This window comes from Streptomyces sp. NPDC050509 (genome assembly GCF_044457965.1).
Classification (GTDB): Bacteria; Actinomycetota; Actinomycetes; order Streptomycetales; family Streptomycetaceae; genus Streptomyces.
In genome coordinates this window covers 518,077-540,901 of sequence record NZ_JBITHL010000003.1, presented here as the reverse complement: position 1 = coordinate 540,901, position 22,825 = coordinate 518,077, and the positions used below count along the sequence as shown (strand labels likewise).

Sequence of the window (22,825 nt, the reverse complement as noted above, 5' to 3'; positions counted from 1 at the left end):
GTGGACCACAGGGTCTCTACGCGGCTCTGCAAGGTAGTCAGCCGCATACCCGCCCCGCAAATACCCGGCGGCGGCCGGAAACACGTGTTCCCGACCTCCGGCATTCCCCCAGATTTCCGCTGTTCGATCCGTTTCGTGTATGTCTTAGCTGGTCACAGCGGTCTGTCGAAACAGCCATTCGGATTTCAGCTCGGCATATCCGGGCTTGATCACGTCATTGATCATGGCCAGTCGTTCATCGAAAGGAATGAATGCTGATTTCATCGCATTGACTGTGAACCACTGCATGTCGTCGAGCGTGTACTCGAATGCGTCGACCAGCAGCTCGAACTCCCGGCTCATGCTCGTGGCGCTCATCAGCCGGTTGTCGGTGTTCACCGTCGCGCGGAAGTGCAGCTTGCGCAGCAGCCCGATGGGGTGGTCCGCGATCGAGGGGGCGGCGCCGGTCTGGAGGTTGGAGCTGGGGCACATCTCCAGCGGGATGCGCTTGTCCCGTACGTACGAGGCGAGGCGGCCCAGCTTCACGGTGCCGTCCTCCGCGACCTCGATGTCGTCGATGATGCGCACGCCGTGGCCGAGCCGGTCGGCGCCGCACCACTGGAGCGCCTGCCAGATGGAGGGGAGCCCGAACGCCTCGCCCGCGTGGATGGTGAAGTGGTTGTTCTCGCGCTTCAGGTACTCGAACGCGTCGAGGTGCCGGGTGGGCGGGAAGCCGGCCTCGGCGCCCGCGATGTCGAAGCCGACGACGCCCGAGTCCCGGTAGCGGTTGGCGAGTTCGGCGATCTCCAGGGCGCGGGCCGCGTGCCGCATCGCGGTGAGCAGCGCGCCGACGCGGATCCGGTGGCCGTCGGCGCGGGCGCGGCGTTCGCCTTCGCGGAAGCCCTCGTTGACGGCTTCGACGACCTCTTCGAGGGTGAGGCCCGCTTCGAGGTGCTGCTCGGGCGCGTACCGCACCTCCGCGTAGACGACGCCGTCCTCGGCGAGGTCCTGGGCGCACTCGGCGGCGACCCGGACGAGCGCGTCGCGGGTCTGCATCACGGCGCAGGTGTGGGCGAAGGTCTCCAGATAGCGCTCCAGCGACCCGGAGTCGGCCGCTTCGCGGAACCAGAGGCCGAGCTTGTCGGCCTCGTGCTCCGGCAGGGCCTCGTAGCCGATCCCGTGGGCGAGATCGATGATCGTGCCGGGACGCAGTCCACCGTCGAGATGGTCGTGGAGCAGGACCTTGGGGGCGCGGCGGATCTGGTCGGCGGTGGGCGGACGGTACGTCTGGCTCGTCATCCGTGAACTCTAACCCCTCTTCTCCTACGCGCGTAGAGTACAGATGGGCGATACGTAACAGTGACCGCGCGGACGGGTGGCGTACACCTGCCCTTCTGAGACTGTTCTGTTATGGGACAGCAGGCGGTTCCCGCCCCGGGGGGACGTACGGCAGGCCGGGACGGTTGGGCACGGGCGCGTCGCGCGGAGCCACGGGCACGGCTGGGACGGGCGGTCGCCGCACCGGCCGCGGGCGCGGCGGTGGGGGGTGTGATCCTCGTCCTCCCTTCGGGTGAACCGGTCTCCGCCAAGGGCGCCTCGCTCCTCGCCCACGCCCGGATGCTGCCGCTCGCGCGCTCCCTGGCGACGGCGGGCGCGGCGGAGGGCCTGGTGGCCCACGTGGTGCGGTACGCGCGGCGCGGCTGGAACGGTACGGAGGCGCACCTCGCCGCAGACGCCCGCTGGGCGGTGGAGGAGGTCGTACGGCGGTACGGGGACGTGCCGGTCTGCCTGGTGGGGCACGGGATGGGCGGCCGGGCGGCGCTGTGGGCCGCCGATCACCCGGCGGTCAACTCCGTTCTGGCGATGGCTCCGTGGCTGCCGGAGGAGGACCGGGCCGCCGAACCGGAGCCGGTACGGCAGCTCGTGGGGCGCCGGGTACTGATCATGCACGGCACCAACGACGCCCGGACGGACCCGGAGCTGTCCTACCGGCTGGCCGAGCGCGCCAAGAAGTCGAGCCGCGACATCTGCCGCTTCGAGGTCCACTCGGACGGCCACGCGCTGCGCCAGCACCACACCGAAGTCCTGGCGCTGGCCTCCGACTTCGTGCTGGGCTCACTGCTGTCGCGGACGTACTCGCGGCCGGTGGCTGACGCGCTGGCCGCGCCGCCGCCGCTGGGGCTGCGGATGCCGCTGGCGGCGGGGTTCGGACGGTCGCTGCGGCCGTGAGCCCTTGATCGGTCAGTCCGGCAGGAGCTGGCCCCGGCGCGAGAGCAGGAAGCGTTTGAAGGCCGCCACCGGCGGGGTGTCCGGGTGGCCGTCGAGCCAGGCGACGCCGATCTCCCGTACCGCGCGCGGTGCCGTCACCGTCAGCTCGACGACCCCCGGGCGGGCCACGGCCGGGGGCGGCAGCAGCGCGACGCCGAGGCCCGCCGCGACCAGGCCGCGCAGCGTCTCGGCCTCCTCGCCCTCGAAGGCGACGCGCGGCCGGAACCCCGCCGCGGCGCAGAGGTCGTCGGTGATCCGGCGCAGCCCGTACCCCGGTTCGAGGGTGACGAACGTTTCGTCGGCGGCCTCGGCGAGACGTACCCGGCGGCGCCCGGCGAGCCGGTGGTCGTCGGGGATGACGAGGCGCAGCCGCTGCTCGTCGAGTCTGCGGGCGACCAGGTCGGGGGCGTCGGGGATGGGCGAGGTGAGGCAGAGGTCGAGTTCGCCCGCGCGCAGGCGCTCGATCATCGCCTCGCCGTAGTTCTGGACGAGTTGGAACCGTACCCGGGGGTGGTCGGCGCGGAAGGCCCTGATCAGGCTGGGTACGGTCTCGGAGCCCATGGTGTGCAGGAAGCCGAAGGCGACCTTGCCGGAGGCCGGGTCGGCGTCGGCGCGGACGGATTCGGCGGCGCGCTCGACCTCGCCGAGGGCGCGCTCGACGGAGCCGAGGAACGCCCGGCCCGCGTGGGTGAGCGCGACCGTACGGCCCTTGCGGGCGAACAGGGCGATGCCCAGGTCCTCTTCGAGCCGGACCATCGCCCGGGAGAGCGTGGACTGCGGGACGCCCATGTCCTGCGCGGCGCGGGTGACGTGTTCGTGGCGGGCCACCCCGGCGAAGTACGCGAGGCGTGGGGCGAGGACGGCGGACCAGGAATCGGGGTCCAGGCCGGCCACCGCCGGGGGCCTGTCCAGGTTCGGGGGTCCGGGGGCCGCGGTCGCGGGTCCCTGGTCCACGGCCGGGGCCGGGGCCGGGGCCGTGTGATCCATGTCCCGTACGTAACTGTTCCGTGACAGGTTCGGCTGTGACCTCTGCTCATGCGCCATGGGAACGATTATCGCCATTCCATGCATTGGACGCATGAGGCCGCGGTGCCTACTTTCGAGTCATGCCTTCAGTCAGTACCGAGGCACCCGTCACCCCGGGTGCCTCCGCCGCGCCGTCCGCTCCGAAGCCCTCGGATTCGCTTCTCTCCCCCGGCCTCCCCGGCTACCGCCGGATGAGCTTCGCGCTCTTCGCCGCCGGGGTCGCGACCTTCGCCCTCCTCTACTCCACGCAGGCGCTGCTGCCCGCGATCTCCGCCGGGCTCGGCGTGACGGCGAGTCAGGCGAGCTGGACGGTCTCGGCGGCGACGGGCGCGCTGGCCGTCTTCGTCCTGCCGCTGAGCGCGCTGTCGGAGCGGTTCGGGCGCCGTACGGTGATGACCGCCTCGCTGGTGGTCGCGGTGGCGGTCGGGCTGCTGGTGCCGTTCGCGCCGGACGTCGAGTCGCTGGTGGCGCTGCGCGCCGTACAGGGCGCCGCGCTGGCCGGGCTGCCCGCCTCCGCGATGGCGTACCTCGCGGAGGAGGTACGGCCGAAGGCGCTGGTCGCCGCGATCGGGCTGTTCGTCGCGGGCAACAGCGTCGGCGGCATGAGCGGCCGGATCGTCACCGGCTGGGTCGCCCAGCTCTGGGGGTGGCGCGCGGCGCTGGGCGCGGTCGGTCTGATGGCCGTGGCGTGCGCCGTGGTCTTCCGGATCCTGCTGCCCAAGGCGCGGCACTTCCGCCCGCGTTCGCTGAGCCCGATGGGTCTGGCGCGGACGGTGGGCGGCCATCTCTCCGATCCGCTGCTGCGCCGGCTGTACGCGATCGGCGGGCTCTTCATGGTGGTGTTCGGCGCGGTCTACACGGTGATCGGATACCGGCTGGTGGAGGAGCCGTTCAGCCTGCCGCAGGGGGTCATCGGCTCGATCTTCCTGGTCTACCTCGTGGGTACGGTCTCCTCAGCGGCGGCCGGCAAGCTGGTCGCGCGGCTGGGGCGGCGCGGCGCGCTCTACCTGGCCGTCGGGACGACGACGGCGGGGCTGCTGCTCTCCCTGTCGGACGCGCTCGCCGTGGTGCTGCTGGGGCTGGTGCTGATCACGGCGGGCTTCTTCGCGGGTCACGCGGTCGCCTCGTCCTCCGTGAGCCGTACGGCGCAGACGGCGCGGGCGCAGGCGTCGGCGCTCTACCAGTCGTCGTACTACCTGGGCAGCAGCGCGGGCGGCACGCTCGGCGCGATCGCCTTCCACGCGGGCGGCTGGGCCGCGACGGTGGCGCTGGGGCTGGCCGCGGTCCTCGGGGTCGTCTCGATCACGCTGTACGGGACGCGGGTCGCCCGGGCGGAGCGGGCCGAGCGGCGCTTGGCGCTTTCGTAGGAACCGTAAAGAACGGCCCGATTTACCTCGCCGCTCAGGGCAACTGCCCGCGCCCCTCGACCGTCTAGCCCCTAGAACGCGCCATTTCGGCGGCGCGTGGAGAAGGGGGCGGGGACGCATGGGACAGATATCGCGCAGAGGGGCCGTGGCCGCGGGGCTCGCGGGGCTCGTCGTACCACTGGTCGTGTCGGTGGCGGGCGCCGCGCCCGCGCAGGCGGCGTCGTGCACGTCCGGCACGGGCCCGTACCAGAAGCAGGTCGAGAAGTTCCTGGGCCGGACGGCGGACGGCAAGCAGTCCACGGCCGACTGCACGGCCATCCGGGCCTTCCAGACGAAGCACGGCATCACCCCGAACATCGGTTACGCGGGGCCCGTCACCTGGGGCGTGATGGACCTGATGAACAAGCAGAAGGCGGCGGGCAAGACCCCCAACGCGGCCGGCAAGTGCCCCACGAACAAGGGGCGTATCGCCTGCGTCGACCTCACACGTCAGCTCAGTTGGATCCAGGACGGCAAGAAGCTGGTGTACGGCCCGGTGCCCGTGCGGACGGGCCGGGACGGCTACGAGACCAGGACCGGGCTGAAGAAGATCTACTGGCGGCACAAGGACCACGTCTCGTCGATCTACGACGTGCCGATGCCGTACAGCCAGTTCTTCGACGGCGGCCAGGCCTTCCACTCGGTGGGCGTCAGCATGTGGAATCCGCCGGGCTCGCACGGGTGCGTGAACATGACCAAAACCACCGCGGTGAAGTACTGGTCCCTGCTGAAGAACGGCGATGACGTGTACGTGTACGGGCGCAAGCCGGGAACCTGAGCAAACGGCGAATTCACGCCATTTGTCGGCGCGGGACGGCGGCTTCCGGAAGACTGGATCAGGACTGGATCAGAACTGATGTCAACGGGCTGCCGGGGTGACGCCGTGAGCGAGAGTGCCGCAACACAAGATCTGGACGTGCGGCTGGAGAAGCACCGTACGGAGCTGACCGGCTACTGCTACCGGATGCTCGGTTCGGCGTTCGAGGCCGAGGACGCCGTCCAGGACACGATGGTGCGCGCGTGGAAGAGCTTCGAGAAGTTCGAGGGCCGCTCCTCGCTCCGGTCCTGGCTCTACCGCATCGCGACCAACGTCTGTCTGGACATGCTCACGGCGGGCAACCGCCGGGCCCGCCCGATGGACCTCAGCGGCCCGACACCGGTGGCCCAGGCCCAGCTCAACCCCCAGCCGGAGATCGTCTGGCTGGAGCCGGTGCCGGACGGCCGGGTCCTGCCCTCGATGGCGGACCCGGCGGAGGCCGCGGTGTCCCGGGAGACGATCCGGCTCGCGTTCGTCGCGGCGCTCCAGCACCTCCCGCCGAAGCAGCGGGCGGTGCTGATCCTGCGCGAGGTGCTGGCGTGGAAGGCGAGCGAGGTCGCCGAGCTGCTGGACACGACGGTCGCCTCGGTCAACAGCGCGCTCCAGCGGGCCCGCGCGACGATCGCCGACTCCGAACCGGCCACGACGGAGACCTCGGACCCGCTGGACGAGGAGCAGAAGGCGCTGCTGGAGCGGTACGTCACGGCCTTCGAGGGCTACGACATGAAGGCGCTGACCGCGCTGCTCCACGACGACGCGAAGTTCACGATGCCGCCGTTCGACCTGTGGCTCCAGGGCCACGACGACATCGTGGCCTGGATGCTCGGCCCCGGCGCCGCGTGCCGCGGCTCGCGGCTGCTGCCGACGTTCGCCAACGGCACTCCGGCCTTCGCCCACTACAAGCCCACGGAGTCGGGCGACGCCTACGTGCCGTGGGCGCTCCAGGTCATCGAGATCGAGAACGGCCGGATCTCCACGATGCACTGCTTCCTGGACACCGCGCGGTGGTTCCCGCTCTTCGACCTGCCCATGCGCCTGGAGAAGGAGTAGGCACGGGGAGGGGGCCTCGGGGCCGGGACGCCGCTGCCATGACGTCCCGGCCCCTGGTCCTCGGTCCCGCCGGGCTCGGCGGTCCCGCCGGGCTCCGCGGCGCCGGTCAGGCCCTCTCCCCCGGCAGGGGCAGCGCCGTGAACCGGTGGGTCTCCCAGAGCAGGCGGGAGTCCTCCTCGGGGTAGGCGGTGACCGCGTTCTCCCCGCCGTCGAGGACGAGGGCGTGCCGCTCCTCCGGGTCGTACGGAGGCCACTGCGCGTCGGTGAGGCGGTCGGACGCGAAGGCCGTCCACGCGGCGCGGAAGCGGGCCGACAGGGCCTCCGCCTCCGCCGACGGCTCGGCCCCGATCAGCAGGGGCGCGAGCCCGCTCGTGAAGTTGCCGAAGGTCAGCGGCAGGTCGAGGGCGTGGCAGGCCCCGAGGGCGCCGCCCATCCCGGGTGCCTGCCAGGTCAGTTCGTAGACCCGGGCCCTGCCGCCACCGGTCACCTGCGCCTGCGCGAGATGCAGGCTCGGCATCCGGAACAGCCAGTCGGAGAAGACGAGTTCGTGCAGCGGCTCGGCGTCGGCGTCCGGGTGGGCGGTACGGTAGGCCGCCTCGCTGCCGGCCACCGGGCCGAAGGCGCGGAAGGCGGCGCGCGCCTGCTCCTCGCCGATCCGGCCGAGCTGCCCGCTCAGAGCGGCGAACAGCCGGTACTCGTTACGGTTGTGCCCGACGATCAGCTCGACGTCCCGGGCGACACCGTCCGCCAGCGCCTCCCAGGGCGCGCGCGGCAGCACCTCCCCGTCGACGACCGGTGAGTACGGCGCCGCGGTACGGGCGACCCCGCCCCAGCGGTCCTCCGACCCGAGCATCTTGCCGGCCACCACGGTGCCCGCGGCGACGAGCCGGTCGGGCGCGAACTCCGCCAGCTCCGCGGCCGTCGGCCGGATCCCGGGGCCCAGTTCGGCGGCGATCGCGGTGGAGATGTCCGCGGCCAGCTCCGGCGAGAAGTACGGTCCTGGCACGCTCTGGGCGATGGCCCTCGTGAAGAGCCCGGCGGCGCGCTCCATGACCAGCAGCGCGGCGACCGATCCCGCGCCCGCCGACTCCCCGAAGAGGGTGACGCGGCCGGGGTCGCCGCCGAACGCGGCGATGTTGTCCCGTACCCACTCCAGGGCGGCGACCTGGTCGAGCAGGCCGCGGTTGGCGGGCGCCCCCTCGATCCAGGCGAAACCCTCCATCCCGAGGCGGTAGTTGAGGGAGACCACCACGACGCCGCCCTCGCGCGCGAGCCGTCCGCCGTCGTAACCGGGGTCGCCCGCGGTCCCCGCCATGTACGCGCCGCCGTGGATCCACACCATGACCGGCAGCCGGGCGCCGGGGTCCGTACCTGCCTGCGCGGGCGACCAGACGTTGACCGTCAGCCACTCGTCCGCCGCCGCGTCCCCGGCCCCGTCCCCCTCCTCGGCCCGCTCCCGGGACACCCGCATCTGGTCCGGCAGGGCGGTCTGCGGACACGGAGGCCCGTACGCCCCGGCGTCCCGCACCCCTTCCCAGCCGACGGCGGGACTCGGCGCGGCGAACCGCAGGTCGCCCACCGGGGGTTGCGCGTAGGGGATGCCGCGGAAGACGGCCACGCCGTCCTCCCTGCGGCCCCGCAGTCTTCCGGCCGCGATGCTCAGTTCCGTCCCCGGATCAGCCCCGGTCGCCGTTCGCTCGGAGCCGGGGTCGGGGTCGGAGCCGGTGTCGGGGTCGGCAGCGGTCATGGGAGGTCCTCTCGGCCGGGCCGGCCGAACCGGCCGGCGGGGTACGTCGTACGCCTCGTACACGACGCACCACGGCAACGTCCGGGCCCGGCGGCCGGGTTCCGGCGGCCGGGTTCCGGCGGCCCCACGCGTACCACCCGTACCGCCTGCCGCGACGCCGGTCGGAGACGGACCAGGACGGTCCTGGTCTCCGTGCAGGCGTCCAGGACCTCGGGGTCGTGTTCGCGGCCGAGACCGGACTGCTGGAAGCCGCCCCGGCCACGGCGGTACGCCGCGCGTTCGCACCCGAGCGCACCCGTACGCGCAACTCGTACGGTCACACCGCCAGAGCCGGCTTACGGACCAGGAGGCAGCCCTGCGGAGGCCCCGCGCCGTCCAGATCCCTCACCAGCGTGGCGTCCACGACGAGCCCGGCGCGCTCCGCCAGAGCGGCGACCCGTTCGACCGGCAGCAGATGGACGTCGAGGGACATGGGGTGGCCGCCGTACCCCTGCTTCTTGCGCCGCCGCTCGTCCCCGACATGGAAACCGAGCGGAAGAAGTCCGCCGGGCGCCAGGACCCGGCTGAACTCGCCGAACACCGTGGGCAGTACATCCCTCGGGGTGTGGATGACCGAGTACCACGCGACCACACCGCCGAGTTCGCCGTCCGCCTGGTCCAGGGCCGTCATCGTGCCGATGTCGAACCGCAGTTCAGGGTGGTCCCGCCGGGCCACGTCGACCATCCCCGGCGACAGCTCCACGCCGAACGCCGTCAGCCCGAGCCCGTGCAGATACGCCGTCACATGCCCAGGACCGCACCCCACATCGGCGACCGGGCGGTCACCGGCGGCCCGTACCCGCTCAGCGAACGCGCCCAGCATCGCGCGCCCCAGCACATCCCTCCCGAACGCGGGGCGCACCAGCGCCGCGTAGTCCACGGCGACGGTGTCGTACGAGGTCCGCGTCTCGCGCAGATAGGTCGGCTCGGCCATCTCGGGCACCCTACTCCCGCGTCTCCCGGCCCCGTCCGTCCCCTTCCTCGCCGACGTCGCCGATGTCGCCGATGTCGCCGAACACGAGCGGTGCCCCGTCCCGCCCGGCCAGCCCCACCAGGTCGAGCAGCAGCCGCAGTTCGCGCCCCACACCACGCAGCCGCAGCGGCCGGCCCCGTCTGCGGGCGTCGAGCTGGAGCGCGGCCAGCACATGGACGGCGGCCAGATTCGGCCGCCGGAGCCCGCCGACGTCACAGACGACGACCCCGGCCCCCTCGGCCCCGCACAGCCGCGCGCCCAGCTCGGCACGGAGCCGGGGCACGTCGCCGGGGGTGACGTGGCCCGCCACGACAAGAACGATCGGATCACATGCGTCCACGTGAAGGAGACCGATCCCACGCCCGGAACTCATCGCAACGCCCCGTGCACAGCCCGTACGCTGCCCGTCATGACCCATGCCCCTGTCGAACACGCCGAACAGGCCCCTGTCGAGCTGGTGATCTTCGACTGCGACGGTGTCCTGGTGGACAGCGAGCGGATATGCGTCCGCGTGGACGCGCAGGTCTTCGCCGCGCTGGGCTGCCACTTCACCGAGGAGGAGATCATCGAGACCTTCGTCGGCTCCTCGGGGGAGATCTACGACGCGGCCGTCGAACAGCGCCTCGGCCGCCCGCTGGAGCCGGGCTGGCACCGCGCGTACGAACACCTCTACCAGGAGGCGTTCGACACCGAGCTGACCGCGATCGACGGGGTCGCCGAGACGCTGGAAGCCCTCGGCCTCCCCTTCTGCCTCGCCTCGAACGGCGGCCACGCCACCATCCGCCGCAACCTGACGACCACGGGCCTCCACCACCACTTCGAGGGCCGTATCTTCAGCGCCTCCGACGTCGCCCGGGGCAAGCCCGCCCCGGACCTCTTCCTCCACGCGGCCCGCACGATGGGCGTGGCCGCGGAGCGCTGCGCGGTCGTGGAGGACAGCGCGTACGGCGTGACGGCGGCCCGCGCGGCGGGCATGCGCGCGTTCGGCTACGCGGGCGGCCTGACGGCCCCGCACAAGCTGGCGGGGCCGGGGACGGTCGTCTTCGAGGACATGCGGGAGCTGCCGGGGCTGCTGGCGGGACGGCCAGTTAGCTGACAGGCAGCTCGGAGGTGTCGATGGCCAGGTCGAAGGGGGCGGGGAGGGTGAGCTTGCCCCCGTACTCGACCGCCTGAAGCGTGCGGTACGTGCCGCCCTCGGGCTCGCCGTAGAGCGTCGCGGTCGGGCTGTCCGACACCCAAGGGTCGAGGAGCAGGTAGAGCGGAACTCCGGCCTGGGCGTAGCCGCGCGTCTTGGCGATGCGGTCGTGGTTGGCGTTGCTGCGTGAGGTGATCTCTACGACGAGCTTCGCCCGGCTCACGGGGAACAGGTCCCCGGGCGCGGGCCGGTCCTCCTCCGCCGCCACCATCAGGTCGGGGATGTAGAGGCCCTTGCGACCCGGTACCGCCGCTTCCTGGGTCTGGAAGATTCTCCAGTCGCTCGGGATCACCGCCGCGAGTCGAAGCAGCAGCAGAAAGGCAGTCGAATTGTGATCCCAGGACGGCGTCGGTGACACGGTGATGATCCCCTCGATGATCTCCACCTTGCAGCCCTCGGGTGCGTCCTTCTCCTTCCAGAGACGGACGAGGTCGTCCCAGCCCGGCTCGGGCTCGTGGTCGACGGTGAGTGCGCTCATGGCGGTCTCCTTCGTTGTGTCACCGATTCCAGCATGCCGAACGGGACCGGTGGCCGTCCACCGGTCCCGTTCACCCGAATGAGGAAACCGCAGGTCAGGCGATACGTTCCCGCACCACCGGCGTGGTCTCGTACGCCGTGCCCGCCGGGCTGATGTCGTACGTGCCCGCCAGGGCCTCGGCCGCGTAGCCGAACTTCTCCGGGGTGTCCGTGTGCAGGGTCAGCAGGGGCTGGCCCGCCGTGATCCGGTCGCCCGGCTTGGCGTGGAGTTCGATGCCCGCGCCCGCCTGGACCGGGTCCTCCTTGCGGGCGCGGCCCGCGCCCAGGCGCCAGGCGGCGACGCCGACGCCGTACGCGTCCAGGCGGGTCAGGACGCCCGAGGACGGGGCCGTGACGACCTGCTGTTCGCGGGCGACCGGGAGGGCCGCGTCCGGGTCGCCGCCCTGGGCCGCGATCATGCGCCGCCAGACGTCCATCGCGGAGCCGTCGGCGAGGGCCTTCGCCGGGTCGGCGTCCTTCAGGCCCGCCGCGTCGAGCATCTCGCGGGCCAGGGCCAGGGTCAGTTCCACGACGTCGGCCGGGCCGCCGCCCGCCAGGACCTCGACGGACTCGCGGACCTCCAGGGCGTTGCCCGCGGTGAGGCCGAGCGGGGTGGCCATGTCGGTGAGCAGCGCGACCGTCCGTACGCCGTGGTCGGTGCCCAGGCCGACCATGGTGGAGGCGAGTTCGCGGGCGTCCTCGATGGTCTTCATGAAGGCGCCGGAGCCGACCTTGACGTCCAGGACCAGCGAGCCGGTGCCCTCGGCGATCTTCTTCGACATGATCGAGGAGGCGATCAGCGGGATGGCCTCGACGGTGCCGGTGACATCGCGCAGCGCGTACAGCTTCTTGTCGGCGGGGGCCAGTCCGTCGCCCGCCGCGCAGATGACCGCGCCTGTGGTGTCGAGGACGTCCAGCATCTCGGCGTTGGAGAGCAGCGCCCGCCAGCCGGGGATGGACTCCAGCTTGTCGAGCGTGCCGCCGGTGTGGCCGAGACCGCGCCCGCTGAGCTGCGGTACGGCGGCGCCGCAGGCGGCGACCAGCGGGGCCAGCGGGAGCGTGATCTTGTCGCCGACGCCGCCCGTGGAGTGCTTGTCGGCCGTGGGGCGTGACAGGGCGGAGAAGTCCATGCGCTCGCCTGAGGCGATCATGGCGGCGGTCCAGCGGGCGATCTCCGTACGGTTCATGCCGTTGAGCAGGATGGCCATCGCCAGCGCCGACATCTGCTCGTCGGCGACCTCACCGCGCGTGTAGGCGTCGATCACCCAGTCGATCTGCTCCGGGCTCAGTTCGCCCCGGTCGCGCTTGGTGCGGATGACGGAGATGACGTCCATGGCGGTCCTAATCCTTGCATTCGACTACGTTCGACTACGTACGTACGACGGCCCCGGCGCCGCCGGATCGCGGCGGGGCCGGGGCCTGGTTCAGTGGGAGCGGCCGTTCCCCTGCGGGCCGGGCGGGGTGTCGCGGGGCCGGGCGTTCCTGAGGTGGCCGGGGCCGAAGGCCTGCGGGAGCATGTCGGCGAGCGTGCGGATCCCGTCCGGGGTCTCCATGATCAGCTCGGGGCCGCCGAACTCGTACAGGAGCTGGCGGCAGCGCCCGCACGGCACCAGCACCTCGCCCGCGCCGTCGACGCAGGTGAAGTGGGTGAGCCGGCCGCCACCGCTGAGCTGGAGCGCGGAGATCAGTCCGCACTCGGCGCAGAGCCCGAGGCCGTACGAGGCGTTCTCGACGTTGCAGCCGGTGAGCGTACGGACCGTACCGCCGTCGTCGGTCACCGCGAGCGCCGCGACGCCGACCGGGTAGCCGGAGTACGGGGCGTACGCGTGGGACATCGCGTCCCGCGCCGCCGCCCGCAGCGCCTCCCAGTCCACCCCTGCCCCGGGCGTCACGTCCGCCGCCGTCATTTCCCTTGGCCCTTCCGGTACGGGAGTCCGTCCGCCTTGGGCATCCTGAGCCGTTGCGCGGAGAGCGCGAGGACCAGCAGCGTGGTGACGTACGGCGCGGCGTCCACGAACTGGCTGGGCACCTGGTCGGTGAGGCCGTACCAGACGAAGAGCAGCGCCGAGACGGCCGCCGAGATCACGGCGGGCACGTACTTCTTCTTGTAGAGCTGCCAGCCGACGACCAGCACCAGCAGGATCGCGAGGAGCAGCAGCATCGCGTGGACGTTCTCGGCGCCGCCGCGCAGCTTGAGGCTGTCGGTGAAGCCGAAGAGCCCGGCGCCGAGCGCCATGCCGCCCGGCATCCAGTTGCCGAAGATCATCGCGGCGAGGCCGATGTAGCCGCGCCCGCCGGTCTGGCCCTCCTGGTAGATGCCGGTGGAGACGATGGCGAGGAAGGCGCCGCCGAGCCCGGCGAGGCCGCCGGAGACGACGACGGCGATGTACTTGTACTTGTAGACGTTGACGCCGAGGGATTCGGCGGCGACGGGGTTCTCGCCGCAGGAGCGCAGCCGCAGGCCGAACGCCGTGCGCCACAGCAGCCACCAGGTGCCGGGGATCAGCAGCAGGGCGACGACGGTGAGCAGCGAGAGGCCGGTGACCAGGCCGCCCACGAGTCCCGCGAGGTCGGAGACGAGGAACCAGTGTCTGGCCTGGAGGTCCTGCATCCAGTCGGCGAGCCCCGGAACGGTGATCTCGGTGATCGAGTCGACGCGGGGGGACTGCTTGGAGGAGCCGCCCTCGGCCGCGTCGAAGGTGAACTTGGAGAGGTAGCGGGTGGCGCCGACGGCGAGGATGTTGATGGCGACGCCGGAGACGATGTGGTTCACGCCGAAGGAGACGGTGACGACGGCGTGCAGCAGTCCGCCGAGGGCGCCGCCGATGATGCCGAAGAGGACACCGGTCCAGGGGCCCCACTGGTAGCCGGCCCAGGCGCCGAACCAGGTGCCGAGGACCATCATCCCTTCGAGGCCGATGTTGACGACGCCCGCGCGCTCGGCCCACAGGCCGCCGAGTCCGGCGAGGCCGATGGGGATGGCGAGTTCGAGCGCGCCGGCGACCTGGCCGACGGAGGTGATGTCGTCCGCGCCGCTGATGAGCCGTACGAGCGAGACGAGGGCGAGCGCGCCGGCGACGATCAGCAGGATGACGGGCAGGGAGAGGGTGGGCCGGCCGCCGCCCTTCCTGGGGGCGGCGCTCGTGGCGGAGACGGTGCTCGTGGTCGTGGTCACAGCGCGGACCCCTCCTTCTCGGTCTTGTCGGTGCCCGACTCGTTGCCCGACTCGTTGCCCGACCGTTCTGCGACCGGGGTGTCGCTGCCCGACGGAGTGTCCGACGGGCCGTGGTCCGGCGGGGTCCCGGCGGTGGTGGCGAGGGCGCCGCCCGCGGCGAGTTCCTCGCCGACCTTCTGCTGCTGGCGGCGGAGCCCGTAGCGGCGGACGAGTTCATAGCTGACCACGACCGAGATCACGATCAGGCCCTGCATGATCGTGGCGATCTCCTTCTCGTACCCGAACTGGTCGAGGGAGGCCGACGACTTGTCGAGGAAGGCGATCAGCAGCGCGCTGAACGCGATGCCCAGCGGGTTGTTCCGGCCCAGCAGCGCGATGGTGATGCCGGTGAAGCCGACGCCGGTGGGGAAGTCGAGACTGTACGTGTGGGTGTCGCCCAGCAGGGTCGGCATCCCGGCGAGTCCGGCGATGCCGCCGGAGACCAGCATCGCGGTGAGGATCATCTTCTTGGCGTCGACGCCGGAGGCCTGGGCCGCGCTCTCGCTGGCGCCGGTGGCGCGCAGGTCGAAGCCGAAGCGGGTCCGGCCGAGGACGAACCAGTAGACGATGCCGCAGGCCGCGGCGACGAAGGTGAAGCCGTAGATCTCACCGGCCTCGGCGCCCATGTTCAGGCCGGGGAACCAGCCGGACTCCGGGATGTCGCCGGTGGTGAGGTTGTTGGAACCGGCGGGCTGTACGCCGAAGTTCTTCGGCAGGATCAGCCAGGCGACCAGGCTGGTGGCGATCGAGTTGAGCATGATCGTGGAGACGACCTCGCTCACCCCGCGGGTCGTCTTGAGGATGCCCGCGATCCCGGACCAGAGGGCGCCGACGAGCATCGCGACGATCACGATCAGGGCGATCTGGAGCGGCCCCGGCAGATCGACGCTGGCGCCGACGAGCGCGGCGGTCATCGCGGCGAGCCGGTACTGGCCGTCGACGCCGATGTTGAACAGGTTCATCCGGAAGCCGATGGCCACGGCGAGGGCGGCCAGGTAGTACGTACCGGCCTGGTTGACGATCAGCACCTGTACGTCGACGTACGAGGCCGACTCGAACATGATGCGGTACGGCTCCCACGGGCTGGTGCCCGAGACGAGCAGCACCATCGTGGTGAGGGCGACGGCGACGACGAGTGCGAGCACCGGTCCCGCGAAGCCCAGGATCAGCCGGTCCTTGTCGAATTTCTTCATCGGGCGTCGTCCTCCGGGGCCGTGCTCTCCCCTGATGTCGCTGATGTAGCCGGTGCCTCGGGGGCCGCTGATGCCTCTGTGGCCCCGGGGTCCTCGGGGGCCTCTATGGCCTCCGGTGCCTCAAGGTGGCCGGTGGCGGCACCGGTCATGGCCGAGCCCAGCTCCTCCGGGGTGATGGTGGCGGGGTCCGCGTCGGCGACGAGCCGGCCGCGGTACATCACCCGCAGGGTGTCGGAGAGCCCGATCAGCTCGTCGAGGTCGGCGGAGACCAGGAGCACGGCCAGGCCCTCGCGGCGCGCCTCGCGGATCTGGTCCCAGATCTGCGCCTGCGCGCCGACGTCCACGCCGCGGGTGGGGTGCGCGGCGATCAGCAGCTTGGGGTGGTGGCTCATCTCTCGGCCGACGATCAGCTTCTGCTGGTTGCCGCCGGACAGGGAGGCCGCGGTGACCTCGATGCCGGGGGTGCGGACGTCGTACTCGCGCACGATCCGCTCGGTGTCGGCGCGGGCGGCCTTGAGGTCGAGGAGGCCGCCGCGGCTGTTGGGCCGCTCGGTGACATGGCCGAGGATGCGGTTCTCCCAGAGCGGGGACTCCAGCAGCAGGCCGTGGCGGTGCCGGTCCTCGGGGATGTAGCCGATACCGTCCTCGCGCCGCTTGCGGGTGGGCGCGTGCGAGATGTCCTCGGTGCCGAGGGTGATCGTGCCGCCGTCGGGGTCGCGCATCCCCATCAGCGCCTCGATCAGCTCCGTCTGGCCGTTGCCCTCGACACCGGCGATGCCGAGGACCTCGCCGCGGTGGATGGTGAAGCCGATCCCGTCCAGGACCTCGCGGACGACGCCGTCGGGGTCGGTGGCGGTGAGCCGCAGCGCGTCGACGGTGAGCACGGGGACGTCCGTGACGGTGGACTCCCGGGTCTCCGGCGAGGGCAGCTCGCTGCCGACCATCAGCTCGGCGAGCTGCTTGGTCGTGGTGTGCGCCGGGTCGGCGGTGCCCACGGTCGTACCGCGGCGTATGACGGTGATGTCGTCGGCGACGGACAGCACCTCGCCCAGCTTGTGCGAGATGAAGATGACGGTGAGGCCCTCGGCCTTCAGCTCCCGCAGGTTGTCGAAGAGCGCGTCGACCTCCTGCGGGACGAGGACGGCGGTGGGCTCGTCGAGGATCAGGATGCGGGCGCCGCGGTAGAGGACCTTGAGGATCTCCACGCGCTGGCGGTCGGCGACGCCGAGGTCCTCGACGAGCGCGTCGGGGCGCACGCCGAGACCGTACGCCTCGGAGATCTCCCTGATCTTCCTGCGCGCCTTGGTGCCGATGCCGTGCAGCTTCTCGCCGCCGAGAACGACGTTCTCCAGGACGGTGAGGTTGTCGGCGAGCATGAAGTGCTGGTGCACCATGCCGATGCCGCGCGCGATGGCGTCGGCGGGGCTGCTGAAGACGGCCTGCTCGCCGTCGACGGTGATGGTGCCCTCGTCCGGCTTCTGCATGCCGTAGAGGATCTTCATCAGGGTCGACTTGCCGGCCCCGTTCTCGCCCACGAGGGCGTGGACGGTGCCCTTGCGGATGGTGATGTCGATGTCGTGGTTGGCGACGACACCGGGGAAGCGCTTGGTGATCCCCTGGAGCCGCACGGCGGGCGGCGCGGCGGGCGCGGGGCGCTCGGCGGTCTCCGGGGTCGCGGGCGGGCTCGGCGGACTGCTGGGCGGACTGCTGGACGCGTTGATGACGCACTCTCCTCGGCGGGGAAGGAGCTGGGGTGAGGCTGTGGGGGCAGGGCGGGGGTGAAGCTATCGCGCCGGAGGGCCGTCAACACGCGTAGCGCTGCCAGAACATGAGGGATGGAGCGGGATGAGAGGAATCTCCCGGGGCCCGGAGCGGCGGCGGTGCCGTCGTCCGGGCCCGGGAGACCGGGGTGCACGGCGCGCGGACCGGAGTGCGGTCCGCGCGTGCGATGTTACGGGGTGGTCTTGACGGTGATCCTGCCGTCGATGATGTCCTTCTTCGCCTTCTCGACGGCGGTGACGACATCGGTCATCTTGGTGTACGCGGGGTTGGAGTCGGCCAGGCCGACGCCTTCCTTGTCCAGGCCGTACCGGATCTCACCGGACTCGGGCTTGCCGTCCTTGACCGACTTGATCAGGTTGTAGACGGCGTCGGAGACGTCCTTGGTGACCGAGGTGAGGATCTTGTCCTTGTACTTCGCCAGGCCCTTCTGGGCGTACTGGTCGGAGTCGACGCCGATGGCCCACTTGCCGGCCGTCGCGGTCGCCTCGATGGCGCCGAAGCCGGCCAGACCGGCGGCGTGGTAGACCACGTCGGCCTTCTTGTCGAGCTGGCCCTGCGCGGCGGCCTTGCCGAGGTCGGGCTTGGAGAAGCCGTCGAAGTTCGGGGGCTGCGTCAGGTACTGCGACAGGACCTTCACCGAGGGGTCGGTGGCCTCGACGCCCTGCTCGAAACCGGCCTGGAACTTCTTGATCAGCGGGGTCTCGACACCGCCGATGAAGCCGACCGTCTTCGTCTTGGTGGTCTTGGCCGCGGCGACGCCCGCGAGGTAGGAGCCCTGCTCCTCGTTGAACACCATGTTGGCGATGTTCTTGTCGGTCACCGAGGAGTCGTCGATGATCCCGAAGGAGACCTTCGGGAACTTCGGCGCGACCTTCTTGATCGCGGGCGCGTAGGCGAAACCGACGCCGATCACCGGGTTGTTGCCGGCGCGGGCCAGGTCGGTCAGGCGCTGCACCTTGTCGGCGTCGCCCTCCCCGTCCGTCGGCTCCGAGTCGGTGCCCTTGATGTCGAGGTCCTTCTCGGCCTTGGCCAGACCGGCGTAGGCCGCGTCGTTGAAGGACTGGTCACCCTTGCCACCGATGTCGTAGGCGATGGCGGCCTTGGCCCCGTCGGAGCTGGTTCCTGCGTCCGACGACGACTTGCCGCCACAGGCGGTGGCGGAGAGCGCGAGTGCCGCTGACGCGACGCCCACGGTGGCTATCCTGGTGATCCGGCGCAAGGGAGGCTCCTTCTGGCCTAAGCGCCTCTTCCGGCGCTGGTTTCGCGGCGATCGTAACGCGCGTAGATGTCAGATAAAGACCCGTACGGAAGCCGTTATCGGATCGTCGCGAACGGGAAGCGAACAGCAGGGGAGCACGAGGCGCGCCGATGCTCCCCGGCCGGTTACGGACGGTCGCCGTCGATCAACGCGGCGGCGGTGAAAAGCTCCACGCCGACCTGGATGGCGTGCTCGTCGACGTCGAAATCGCCACGATGCAGGTCGTACCGCGCCTGGCTGCCGGGGACCCGTACGCCGAGGCGCGCCATGGCTCCCGGCACCTGTTCGAGATACCAGGAGAAGTCCTCGCCGCCGAGGCTCTGCTCGGTGTCCTCGATTGCATACGAACCGCGGCGCGCGGTCTGCGCGGTGCGGAGCAGTTCGGTGACGACGGGGTCGTTGACGACCGGCGGCACCCCCCGTACGTACGTGATCTGTGACTTCGCGCGGTGGAGCGTGGCGATCTCGTCGATCGCGGCGTGCACCAGGTCCGGCGCGTCGCGCCAGGCGGGCAGGTCCAGGCAGCGGACGGTGCCGGAGAGTTCGGCGTGCTGCGGGATGACGTTGCAGGCGTGGCCGGCCTCGATACGACCCCAGGTGACGGCGAGCCCGGAGCGGGCGTCGACGCGGCGCGCGAGCAGCGCGGGGACCTCGGTGGCGACCTTGGCGGCGGCGGTGACCAGGTCGGTGGTGAGATGCGGGCGGGCGGTGTGACCGCCGGGCCCGTCGAGGGCGATCTCCAGCCGGTCACAGGCGGAGGTGATCGGTCCTGGCCGCAGTCCGATCGTTCCGGCGTCGACCTTGGGGTCGCAGTGCACGGCGATGATCGATCCGACGCCGTCCAGGACCCCGGACTCGATGGCGTCGGCGGCGCCGCCGGGCAGGACCTCCTCGGCGGGCTGGAAGATCAGCCGTACGGGGGACGGCAGCAGCCCCTGGCGGTCCAGGTCGGCGAGGACGAGCCCGGCGCCCAGGACGGCGGCGGTGTGCACGTCGTGCCCGCAGGCGTGCGCGCGGTCGGGCACGGTGGAGCGGTACGGGACGCCGGTCTTGGTGTCCGGGATGGGCAGGCCGTCGATATCGGCGCGCAGGGCGAGCATGGGGCGCGCGGGGTCCGGGGTGCCGATGTCGCAGACGAGCCCGGTTCCGGTGTGCAGTACGCGCGGTGCGAGCCCCGCCCGCTCCAGCCGGCGCTTGAGCGCGGCGGTCGTCCGGAACTCCTGGTTCCCCAGCTCGGGGTGCATGTGCATGTCCCGGCGGAAGGCGATCAGCTCGGCGCGCAGGGCGTCGGGCAGGGTGCCGGGGAGGGCCGGGTGGGTCGCTTCCCCGGGCAGATCGGTCTCGGACTCGCAGGACATCAACTGGCTCACCTGTCGAAGAGTAGGCCCCTTTATCGATCAACCAACCCCTGATCAATAAAATTTCAGCCACTCAGACGAAGAAACCTGGCGGCGGTGTGCATGCCAGAAAGACAGAACGGGTATACCCGCGCCTTCCGCCTCGGCGGTCGTCGCACTCAGAGCCTGTCCGGTTCAGAGATCGTCCGGCACGCCCGGAACGGGCGCCGAACTCGACGCGACAGAGACTCGTATAACTGGACCTATACTGATCCGTATACATCCAGTTACACGACACCCGGGAGCGGCCGAACGATGCTGGAGAAGCCTTCGTGGGTGCTCGACCGCGACCGTGAGTGGCGGGTCCTGAACCAGTTCCTGGCCGCCGAGGACCCGTACCTGCGGCTGGGGCTGCTCTCGGGACGCAGGCGGCACGGCAAGTCGTTTCTGCTGCGTGCGCTCACCGAACAGGCCGGCGGGCTGTATCTGACGGCGGTACGGGAAGAGGGCCGCGCCGCCGCGCTCCGCCGGGCCACGGCGGCCGTCGCCTCCTATGCCGGGCTGCCGGACGCCGAGGTCGTGATCGGCGACTGGGAGCGGATATTGACCACGGCGCTCGACCGGACCGCCGCCCGCGCGGCCGTTCCGCTCCTCGTCATCGACGAACTGCCCTATCTGCTGGAGCACTCCCCCGAGATCCCCGGCATCCTCCAGAAGCTCTACGACGACTCCCGCGCCGGAGCGGGCTCCACCCGGCAGCGCGGCTCGGGCGGACGGATCATCCTGTGCGGTTCGGCCATGAGCGTCATGCACGAACTGCTCTCGGGTTCCCAGCCACTGCGCGGCCGGGCGGCCATGGACATGCGGCTCGCCGCCTTCGGCTACCGGGCCGCCCGGCGGCTCTGGTCGGTCGAGGACCCGGCGGTCGCCCTGCGGCTGCACGCCGTCCTCGGCGGTGCGCCCGGCTACCGTCAACTGGTCGCGACCGGCACCCCCGACTCGGAGGCGTCGTTCGACACCTGGGTCGTGGACAACCTCCTCAGCCCGGACATCGGCGTCTTCACCCGGACCGAGACCGAGTACCTGCTGCGCGAAGATCCCCGCATCACCCGCCGCACCCTCTACTACGACGTACTCACGGCGGTCGCCCGAGGAGCGTCCTCACCGGCGAAGATCGGCGGTCTGATCGGCCGGGAACGGACGGCGCTGGCCCATCCGCTCGGCGTGCTGGAGAGTTCCGGATACCTGGTCAAGGAGCAGGACATGCTGCGGGGCCGCAGCACCAGCATCAAGGTCGTGGACCCGGTGATCCGGTTCAATCAACTCGTCGCCGTCCCCCGGGCCGATCTCATCGACCGGGGCCAGTCCGAGCAGGCATGGCGTGCCTCCGCCACCACCTTCCGGTCGAAGATCCTCGGACCGCACTTCGAAGAGCTGGCCCGCCGGTGGACGGGGCATTACGCCCACGAACTCCTGCCCGACCTGGAACCGGGCGCGATCGGCACGACCGTAGTACCCGGCCCCACAGCGCGCACCGCGCACGAGATCGACGTCATCGCCCTCGACCTGGACAGCCGCCCCCAGCAGCCCGGGGCCCGTATCCGGCTGCTCGGGGAGGCCAAGGCGACGGTCGAGCGGCGAGGCCCGCACGACCTGGCCCGCCTGGAACACATCCGTACCCTCCTGGCCGACCAGGACTACCGAACGGACGGGACGGTACTCGCCCTGTTCTCGCTCAACGGCTTCCACCCGGACCTGGTACGCATTGCCGAACGGCGCGCCGATGTGGCGCTGGTGGACCTGGCGACGCTGTACGGACCGACGGGCGAGCCGTGAGCCCCGCCCCTCCCCATGACGGCGGCCGGCCCGGACCGGCGCCGGAGGGGGTGCTCAGACTGTGCCGAACTCTTCAGTCCTTATGGACGCCACGAAGAAAGCGAACGGGGCTGCTGGGAAGGCCAGTTGCGGACCGTTCGGGTTCTTGGAGTCCCGCACGGGGACCACACCGTGCGAGGCGACGAGGTTGATGGCCACCTCTACACAGGCGCCGCCGTGCTCGCTGTAGGAGGACGTGAACCAACGGGGTGTTCCGGTCGTCACGGAGTGCCCTTTCGTAGCTGGTTGATCATGGCCACGGATGCCGCCTGGGAGAGTGCTTCGGCCTGTAATTGATGGTAGGCGGTCAACAGGGGCACTACGGAAGTGCTTTCCCGCTCAAGCTGGCCACGCTGTGCGGATTCCGCATAGGAGAGAAGAGAACGGCTCTCCATCGTCAGGATGTACAGCGGCAAGTTGAGTGGGCGGCGGTCGCCCATGTCGAAGGGGGCCACTTGTAGCACCGTGTTCGGAAGCCCGGCGAACGTGATGAGACACGCCAACTGGGCCTCCATGACGGCGTGGCTGCCGACCGGCCTCCTGAGGCAGCTCTCGTCCAGCACCACGAACACCAGCGGCGGCGGTGTCCGCTGAAGAGTTGCCTGACGCACCGCAAGAAGGGCGTTCCGTTCGTCGCCCTGATCGGGTGCGATCGCGCCCCGCTCGACCTCGCGGGCGGTGAGTACCGCCGCGTACTCCGGTGTCTGGAGTATCCCCGGGATGACGCCCACCTCATAGAGCCTGACCTCTGCCGCCCGTGCCTCATACGTGAGGTACTCGGGGAACCCGTCAATCAGCGCGGTGTAGCGGACGGCTCGGCTCCGACGTGTGAGCCGGTCACCGGTACCGAGCACCCGATCAGCATTTGCCGCGAAGCGCGCAGTTGGAGGACGGCGGCCAGTTTCTACGGCGGACACGTGCGTTCCGGAGCATCCCAGACGTTCGCCCAGCTCCTCCTGTGTCCAGCCGCGCTCATCCCGCAATGCGCGTAAGAGCTGGCCAAAGCTCGCGCTGGGCGACTTGTCCGGGTCCAGTTCCTTCCGGTTCACCATCGTGATGACCCACTCTCCGCTCAAAAAGCGCAAGTTGATGAGAGGCCAACTGTAGGCAACTCTGAACGCGCCTGGTAGTGGATTCACTACGGAGAGGA

The 22,825-nt window shown here is 71.0% G+C and carries 21 protein-coding genes; 6 read left to right on the top strand and 15 right to left on the bottom strand.

Going from position 1 to position 22,825, the window contains the following annotated elements:
- Positions 1 to 144 precede the first annotated feature (144 nt).
- The gene (locus tag ACIBJC_RS11615) at positions 145 to 1,278 is read right to left on the bottom strand and encodes an adenosine deaminase (protein WP_399290699.1); all 1,134 of its coding nucleotides are present in this window, start codon (positions 1,276 to 1,278) and stop codon (positions 145 to 147) included.
- Positions 1,279 to 1,479: 201 nt separating this feature from the next.
- On the opposite strand from ACIBJC_RS11615, the gene ACIBJC_RS11610 reads away from it, so the two are divergent.
- Entirely contained in the window at positions 1,480 to 2,208 is a 729-nt protein-coding gene (locus tag ACIBJC_RS11610; protein ID WP_399291207.1) for an alpha/beta hydrolase, read from the top strand.
- A 12-nt stretch (positions 2,209 to 2,220) separates the two neighbouring features.
- Here ACIBJC_RS11610 and ACIBJC_RS11605 read toward each other — a convergent pair whose 3' ends face one another.
- Entirely contained in the window at positions 2,221 to 3,234 is a 1,014-nt protein-coding gene (locus ACIBJC_RS11605) for a LysR family transcriptional regulator (RefSeq protein WP_399291205.1), read from the bottom strand.
- 119 nt (positions 3,235 to 3,353) lie between these two features.
- Between ACIBJC_RS11605 and ACIBJC_RS11600 the strand changes: the two genes are divergently transcribed.
- The 3 genes from ACIBJC_RS11600 (at position 3,354) to ACIBJC_RS11590 (ending at position 6,546) form a co-directional block, all read left to right on the top strand.
- Positions 3,354 to 4,640 carry an MFS transporter gene (locus tag ACIBJC_RS11600; protein ID WP_399290696.1) on the top strand — a complete coding sequence of 429 codons (1,287 nt, stop codon included), beginning with the start codon at positions 3,354 to 3,356 and terminating at the stop codon, positions 4,638 to 4,640.
- A gap of 118 nt (positions 4,641 to 4,758) precedes the next feature.
- On the top strand, positions 4,759 to 5,457 hold the full coding sequence (locus ACIBJC_RS11595; RefSeq protein ID WP_399290693.1) for a L,D-transpeptidase family protein: 699 nt from the start codon (positions 4,759 to 4,761) through the stop codon (positions 5,455 to 5,457).
- A gap of 105 nt (positions 5,458 to 5,562) precedes the next feature.
- Positions 5,563 to 6,546 carry a sigma-70 family RNA polymerase sigma factor gene (locus tag ACIBJC_RS11590; RefSeq protein ID WP_399290691.1) on the top strand — a complete coding sequence of 328 codons (984 nt, stop codon included), beginning with the start codon at positions 5,563 to 5,565 and terminating at the stop codon, positions 6,544 to 6,546.
- Between the two features lie 106 nt (positions 6,547 to 6,652).
- Here ACIBJC_RS11590 and ACIBJC_RS11585 read toward each other — a convergent pair whose 3' ends face one another.
- The 3 genes from ACIBJC_RS11585 to ACIBJC_RS11575 form a co-directional block, all read right to left on the bottom strand.
- Positions 6,653 to 8,293 carry a carboxylesterase/lipase family protein gene (locus ACIBJC_RS11585; RefSeq protein ID WP_399290688.1) on the bottom strand — a complete coding sequence of 547 codons (1,641 nt, stop codon included), beginning with the start codon at positions 8,291 to 8,293 and terminating at the stop codon, positions 6,653 to 6,655.
- Between the two features lie 316 nt (positions 8,294 to 8,609).
- Complete coding sequence (locus tag ACIBJC_RS11580; RefSeq protein ID WP_399290685.1) at positions 8,610 to 9,266, bottom strand: class I SAM-dependent methyltransferase; 657 nt, start codon at positions 9,264 to 9,266, stop codon at positions 8,610 to 8,612.
- A 10-nt stretch (positions 9,267 to 9,276) separates the two neighbouring features.
- Positions 9,277 to 9,615: an STAS domain-containing protein gene (locus ACIBJC_RS11575; protein ID WP_399290682.1), complete on the bottom strand. Its 339-nt coding sequence runs from the start codon at positions 9,613 to 9,615 to the stop codon at positions 9,277 to 9,279.
- A gap of 99 nt (positions 9,616 to 9,714) precedes the next feature.
- On the opposite strand from ACIBJC_RS11575, the gene ACIBJC_RS11570 reads away from it, so the two are divergent.
- The gene (locus tag ACIBJC_RS11570) at positions 9,715 to 10,401 is read left to right on the top strand and encodes an HAD family hydrolase (RefSeq protein ID WP_399290679.1); all 687 of its coding nucleotides are present in this window, start codon (positions 9,715 to 9,717) and stop codon (positions 10,399 to 10,401) included.
- Here ACIBJC_RS11570 and ACIBJC_RS11565 read toward each other — a convergent pair.
- The 8 genes from ACIBJC_RS11565 to ACIBJC_RS11530 form a co-directional block, all read right to left on the bottom strand.
- A complete protein-coding gene (locus ACIBJC_RS11565) occupies positions 10,394 to 10,978 on the bottom strand; it encodes a Uma2 family endonuclease (protein ID WP_399290677.1) in 585 nt (194 codons plus the stop codon). The two genes, ACIBJC_RS11570 and ACIBJC_RS11565, sit on opposite strands and share 8 nt — an antisense overlap.
- A gap of 94 nt (positions 10,979 to 11,072) precedes the next feature.
- The gene (locus tag ACIBJC_RS11560) at positions 11,073 to 12,350 is read right to left on the bottom strand and encodes a thymidine phosphorylase (protein ID WP_399290674.1); all 1,278 of its coding nucleotides are present in this window, start codon (positions 12,348 to 12,350) and stop codon (positions 11,073 to 11,075) included.
- Between the two features lie 90 nt (positions 12,351 to 12,440).
- The gene (locus ACIBJC_RS11555) at positions 12,441 to 12,923 is read right to left on the bottom strand and encodes a cytidine deaminase (RefSeq protein WP_399290672.1); all 483 of its coding nucleotides are present in this window, start codon (positions 12,921 to 12,923) and stop codon (positions 12,441 to 12,443) included.
- A complete protein-coding gene (locus ACIBJC_RS11550; RefSeq protein WP_399290669.1) occupies positions 12,920 to 14,191 on the bottom strand; it encodes an ABC transporter permease in 1,272 nt (423 codons plus the stop codon). Before ACIBJC_RS11550 ends, ACIBJC_RS11555 begins: the two co-directional genes overlap by 4 nt.
- Entirely contained in the window at positions 14,188 to 15,423 is a 1,236-nt protein-coding gene (locus ACIBJC_RS11545) for an ABC transporter permease (protein WP_399290667.1), read from the bottom strand. The genes ACIBJC_RS11550 and ACIBJC_RS11545 overlap by 4 nt, the downstream gene beginning before the upstream one ends.
- Positions 15,420 to 17,051, bottom strand: coding sequence for an ABC transporter ATP-binding protein (locus ACIBJC_RS11540; RefSeq protein ID WP_399290664.1), 1,632 nt, complete (start codon positions 17,049 to 17,051; stop codon positions 15,420 to 15,422). The genes ACIBJC_RS11545 and ACIBJC_RS11540 overlap by 4 nt, the downstream gene beginning before the upstream one ends.
- Positions 17,052 to 17,374: 323 nt before the next feature.
- Positions 17,375 to 18,424, bottom strand: a complete 1,050-nt coding sequence (locus ACIBJC_RS11535) for a BMP family protein (protein ID WP_399290661.1) — start codon at positions 18,422 to 18,424, stop codon at positions 17,375 to 17,377.
- A gap of 164 nt (positions 18,425 to 18,588) precedes the next feature.
- Positions 18,589 to 19,821, bottom strand: a complete 1,233-nt coding sequence (locus ACIBJC_RS11530; RefSeq protein ID WP_399291202.1) for an amidohydrolase — start codon at positions 19,819 to 19,821, stop codon at positions 18,589 to 18,591.
- 294 nt (positions 19,822 to 20,115) lie between these two features.
- Here ACIBJC_RS11530 and ACIBJC_RS11525 point away from each other — a divergent pair, with 294 nt between their 5' ends.
- Entirely contained in the window at positions 20,116 to 21,636 is a 1,521-nt protein-coding gene (locus ACIBJC_RS11525) for an ATP-binding protein (RefSeq protein WP_399290658.1), read from the top strand.
- Positions 21,637 to 21,690: 54 nt separating this feature from the next.
- On the opposite strand, the gene ACIBJC_RS11520 is transcribed toward ACIBJC_RS11525, so the two are convergent.
- Complete coding sequence (locus tag ACIBJC_RS11520; protein ID WP_399290655.1) at positions 21,691 to 21,900, bottom strand: DUF397 domain-containing protein; 210 nt, start codon at positions 21,898 to 21,900, stop codon at positions 21,691 to 21,693.
- Positions 21,897 to 22,727 (bottom strand): Scr1 family TA system antitoxin-like transcriptional regulator, encoded by an 831-nt coding sequence (locus ACIBJC_RS11515; RefSeq protein WP_399291199.1) that lies wholly within the window; start codon positions 22,725 to 22,727, stop codon positions 21,897 to 21,899. Before ACIBJC_RS11515 ends, ACIBJC_RS11520 begins: the two co-directional genes overlap by 4 nt.
- Between the last annotated feature and the right edge of the window lie 98 nt (positions 22,728 to 22,825).